This is a genomic window from Pararhizobium sp. P1_E7 (genome assembly GCF_056405855.1).
Genome location: NZ_JBFUBH010000134.1, coordinates 1 through 4,499 on the forward strand (window position 1 = coordinate 1; position 4,499 = coordinate 4,499).

3 protein-coding genes and 1 pseudogene are annotated in these 4,499 nt (G+C 58.6%); 3 read left to right on the forward strand and 1 reads right to left on the reverse strand.

Translation table 11 applies throughout. From position 1 onward, the window contains the following. Positions 1–464: 464 nt before the first annotated feature. Entirely contained in the window at positions 465–1,817 is a 1,353-nt protein-coding gene (gene hemN / locus AC1D17_RS27740; protein ID WP_477568454.1) for an oxygen-independent coproporphyrinogen III oxidase, read from the reverse strand. Positions 1,818–2,101: 284 nt separating this feature from the next. Between hemN and AC1D17_RS27745 the strand changes: the two genes are divergently transcribed. The 3 genes and pseudogenes from AC1D17_RS27745 to fixJ form a co-directional block, all read left to right on the forward strand. Continuing rightward, positions 2,102–2,548 carry a pseudoazurin gene (locus AC1D17_RS27745; protein ID WP_477568455.1) on the forward strand — a complete coding sequence of 149 codons (447 nt, stop codon included), beginning with the start codon at positions 2,102–2,104 and terminating at the stop codon, positions 2,546–2,548. Between the two features lie 306 nt (positions 2,549–2,854). Further along, positions 2,855–4,375: a PAS domain-containing sensor histidine kinase gene (locus AC1D17_RS27750; RefSeq protein WP_477568456.1), complete on the forward strand. Its 1,521-nt coding sequence runs from the start codon at positions 2,855–2,857 to the stop codon at positions 4,373–4,375. Next, positions 4,362–4,499 (forward strand): annotated as a pseudogene (gene fixJ / locus AC1D17_RS27755) (DNA-binding response regulator); the annotation flags it as partial. The gene AC1D17_RS27750 and the pseudogene fixJ, both read left to right, overlap by 14 nt.

A 4,499-nucleotide genomic window follows, 5' to 3' on the forward strand; every position in this document is an offset into this window, starting at 1 on the left:
AGAGAACGCAGCATAGGTCATGTCTGAAATCAGTTTCCGCTAGATGTCGTATCTCTACCAGCGCATACCGATGAAATTCCATCACGCATTGATGTATGTCATTGGATGATCGATAGACTGCTCTCCACCGAATGTATCCCACGTCGCAGCGACGAACTTTGACGGCGATCAAGGTCGAGAACGATATGGAGCGACATCGTTATATCGTGCGTGGTTGATCTGGATCAACGCCCCAAAAACCAGCCGCGTTATGTTCCACCGAAACAACAGCGTTCGGACGGAACGGCTTCGCTCTGGTTGGGAATATCTCCAAGCTTCCCAGTGTGCTGCTGTCCATACATCGCGGCCTGACGGGCTAGGGAGGCCCGGCCGCGACGAAGGCCCGGCAAGTGGCGGATTGCCGGGCCTTTTGCTCTTGCAGCAGCGTGGCGGATTGAGGTCCGGCCCACAAACTCCGATCGTGGCTATGCCGCCTTGCTGAAACTGCGGCCGGAGTTGCCGAAATAGGCATCGAATGCGGATGCCACCGCGCGGATCATGAACCGGTTGCCGTCGCTCACACGGACGTGACCTGCATCGAGCGTCACGACGCCATCGTCCATCAACGCCTGTAGCCTCGTGTTGCCGTTCGACAGGAGCGCTGAATCAAAGCCGTGGACGGAGGCTAGGCCTGCGATGTCGACGGTGAAATCGCACATCAGCCGCTCGATCACGTCGGCGCGGAACCGGTCCTCCGCGGTGAGAGCGTATCCCTTGGCGGTGGCCAGCCCTCCGCCCGCGATGCGCTTCGCATACAGACCGAGTGGAACTTCGTTCTGAACGAATCCCTCCGCGAATCTGCCGATCGACGATGCGCCAAGGCCGATCAAGGTCCGGCATTCGTCCGTGGTGTATCCCTGGAAATTCCTATGTAGTCGGCCGCTGTCTGCCGCGATGGCTAGGTCGTCCTCCGGACGCGCGAAGTGGTCCAGGCCAATGCGCTTGTATCCTGCAGCCATGAGCGCGTGAGCGATCGCTTCCGCCTGTTCGTTCCTTTCCTGTGCGCCAGCAAGGGCAGCTTCGTCGATCAGCCGCTGATGCTTCTTGAAGCCGGGAACGTGGGCGTAGCCGAAGACGGCGAACCGGTCCGGCCGCATCGTGATCGCGGCCTCGACAGTGTCGATACAGGACTGCACCGTCTGGAAAGGCAGTCCGTAGATGAGGTCGAAGTTGAGCCCCCCGATCCCGTTGGCCCGCAGGCGGGAAACCGCCTCCGCCGTGGTTTCCGCCGACTGGATGCGGTTTATGGCCTTCTGGACGATGGGATCGAAGCTCTGTACGCCGAGGCTCGCCCGACCGACTCCCGTCTGGCCAAGGGCATCTGCCATTTCACCAGTCAGCGTCCGGGGATCGATCTCCACTGCGATGCGGGCGTCCGCGCAGACCGCGAAGTTTGCACGCAGAATGTCCATCAGCGTAACGAATTCCTCTGGCCGCACGATCGTCGGGGTGCCGCCACCAAAATGGATATTACCGACTTCAAGACGCTCATTCCGCGATCCGCCGACCAGGACTATCTCCCGCTGCAGGATGTCGAGATAGTCAAGGATCGGCTGATCTCTTTCGGAGATCGTCGTGTGACAGCCGCAGTACCAGCACATCGAGCGGCAGAAGGGGATGTGGAGGTAGAGGGAGGTGTTTTCACGCGAGGGCACGGACTGCAGCCACTCGACGCAGTCACCAGGGCCGATGTTGGGCGAAAACAGAGGCGCTGTCGGATAGCTCGTGTAACGGGGCAGACGCTCCTCTCCGTACTTCTCGATCAACGTCCTGGTCATCGGGTGCTCCATCCTGCCTATTTGATTTCCTTGAGCGTTAGCTATGGGCGCGCGACATGTCTTTGATCCATCGCAAGTGAACGCACTCAAAGACATGCGGCAAAGTTTGCTCTCGAGCAAAGTCGTACACCGACTGCGATCCATTCTCTTTCACGGTCTGGATGATCTGGAGAAATGACGGGTATTCGCTTCGGCGTTTGTCTCAGATCAAATTGGATTCGATCACCTCCGCTATGTTCCTTTGCAACGAAGCCAAGTTGGCTTCTGTTTCAAGGAGCATTCACATGAGCAAGTTCATTAAGACTATCGTCGGCTCGGTCATTCTGGCGGCATCGTTCGGCTGCGCGGCCAGTGCCGCGGACTTCGAGGTTCACATGCTGAACAAGGGCAAGGACGGCGCGATGGTCTTCGAACCAGGCGGCATCAAGATCGCCAAGGGTGACAGCATCACCTTCATCCCCACGGACAAGAGCCATAACGCAGAGACCGWCAAGGATCTGATTCCGGAAGGCGCAAAGTCTTTCAAGGGTAAGATGAACGAGACCATCAAGATCACGTTCGACACTCCAGGAGCTTATGCGGTGAAGTGCGCGCCCCATGTCGGCATGGGCATGATCGCTGTCGTGGTCGTCGGGGACGCGCCTGCTAACCTAGACGCGATCAAGACCGCCAAGTTCCCCAAGAGGGCGCGTGAACGGCTTGATGCCGACATTGCCACCCTCGGGCTCTGACCGAGCTTTGTCCAGTCGACATCGAAACTAGCCGACTGGACATCGAGGGCGCTGTGGGGAAGACGGTTCATCCCGATATCCGCGAAAATGGTCGCGCCAAAGCGGACGAGATGGTCGGTTGCCCCGGCGGGATCTCGGAGGGGGTCTCCTGGCTTCAAGATCGTCTGTTCGGCATCCCGTGATCGTGCAAGGTGAATTTGCACGGGTGTCCACGCGTGGACACCCCATCTTTCTGCATGCTACAACCCGCCACGTCGGCACGGTCCGTATTGATTATTGACACAAGGGAAACGGGTGAAGCCTCAGATGATGCCGCACAGGAACGGTGCCTCCGGGGCGAGCATTGCGTCGCTGATACTCGATAGGAAAATCTCTCGCAAGCAGGCGTATCTGTTCGCAGTGCTGGCGATCTGTTTTTCCATTCTCGTTGCCTTCCTTGTTCGCGACGGTCTGGCTGGTCGGACGGTTGTCGATCTGTTCATTCCTGCAGTGCTCGTCGTATCGGTAGTGGGTGGGTTGACGTCGACATTGATCGTCGCCGGCCTCTTGTGCGTCGCCGCGGTCGCGATGGAAACGGGGACGGACGCTCCGTTCCAAACACCATGGGTCGAACTCGGATTCTTCATCGTGGTTGCCACGGCCATTGCGCTCATCAGCGAATTGCTGAGGGACGCACTGCTGGCTGCGAAAAACGCTGAGAAGGCCCTGCGTGTGCGGGAGGCTCATCTCAAGTCCATTCTGGACACCGTTCTCGATGCAACCATCGTCAGCGAGCAGGACGGGACGATCGTGTCCTTCAATGCCGCGGCCGTCAGGCAGTTCGGCTATGCCGAAGAGGAGGTAATCGGCCAGAACCTCCGCATTCTGATGCCACAGCCCTATCGCAAGGAACACGACGGTTATCTCAACCGGTATCTGAGCACCGGGGAGAAGCGGATCATCGGTGTCGATCGCGTGGTCGTGGGACAACGCAAGGATGGTTCCACCTTTCCGATGAAGCTTGCAGTCGGCGAGATGCGTTCCGGAGACAAGACATTCTTTACAGGTTTCGTCCGAGATCTTACCGAGCGCGAGGAATCCGCTGCCCGTCTCGAAGAAATTCAAGGTGAGCTTGCCAGACTGGCCCGCCTCAATGAAATGGGCGAGATGGCGTCGACGCTCGCGCACGAACTGAACCAACCTCTTTCGGCGATCGCCAACTACGTGCACGGGTGTTCGCGCCTTCTGCGGGACATGGACACCGACGTCGCGGTGATGATGAGGGAGGCTCTGGACGAGGCTGGCAGCCAGTCTCTGCGCGCCGGACAGATCATAAAACATCTGCGTGAGTTCGTCAGCAAGGGCGAGACCGACAAGGCACCGCAGAACATCCGACAACTAGTGGAGGAGGCAGGCGCGCTGGCTCTGGTCGGATCTCGCGAGAAAGGTGTCAGGACCGTATTTGACTATCGGCCAGGCGCGGAGGTGGTGATGGTCGACCACATCCAGATCCAGCAGGTGTTGACCAATCTGATGCGCAACGCCATCGAGGCTATGAAGGACGCTCCCAAAAAGGAGCTGATCGTTCGAATCCAGCCAGGTGCCCCAGGAGAGGTGACCGTCATCGTCGAGGATACGGGCTCGGGAATTCCGGAGGAAATCTCGGCACAGCTATTCAAGCCATTTACGACCACGAAGCCTGGAGGAATGGGAATCGGACTGTCGATATCGAAACGGATCGTCGAAGCGCATGGCGGAACGATGACCGTATCGCACACCCCGTCTGGGGGCGCGAGCTTTCAATTCACGCTGCCTGCTTATGAGAGAGAAGACCATGTCGAAGGATGATTTCACCGTCCACATCGTCGACGACGAGGAACCAGTCCGCAAGTCGCTTGCGTTCATGCTGACGATGAACGGGTTCGCCGTGCGGGTGCATGAATCGGCCACAGCGTTCGCGCAGTTCGCACCC

Excerpts from the sequence above, each read along its gene's own strand:
- hemN (WP_477568454.1), bottom strand. The coding sequence starts at position 1,817 with ATGACCAGGACGTTGATCGAGAAGTACGGAGAGGAGCGTCTGCCCCGT.
- AC1D17_RS27750 (WP_477568456.1), top strand. The coding sequence starts at position 2,855 with ATGATGCCGCACAGGAACGGTGCCTCCGGGGCGAGCATTGCGTCGCTG.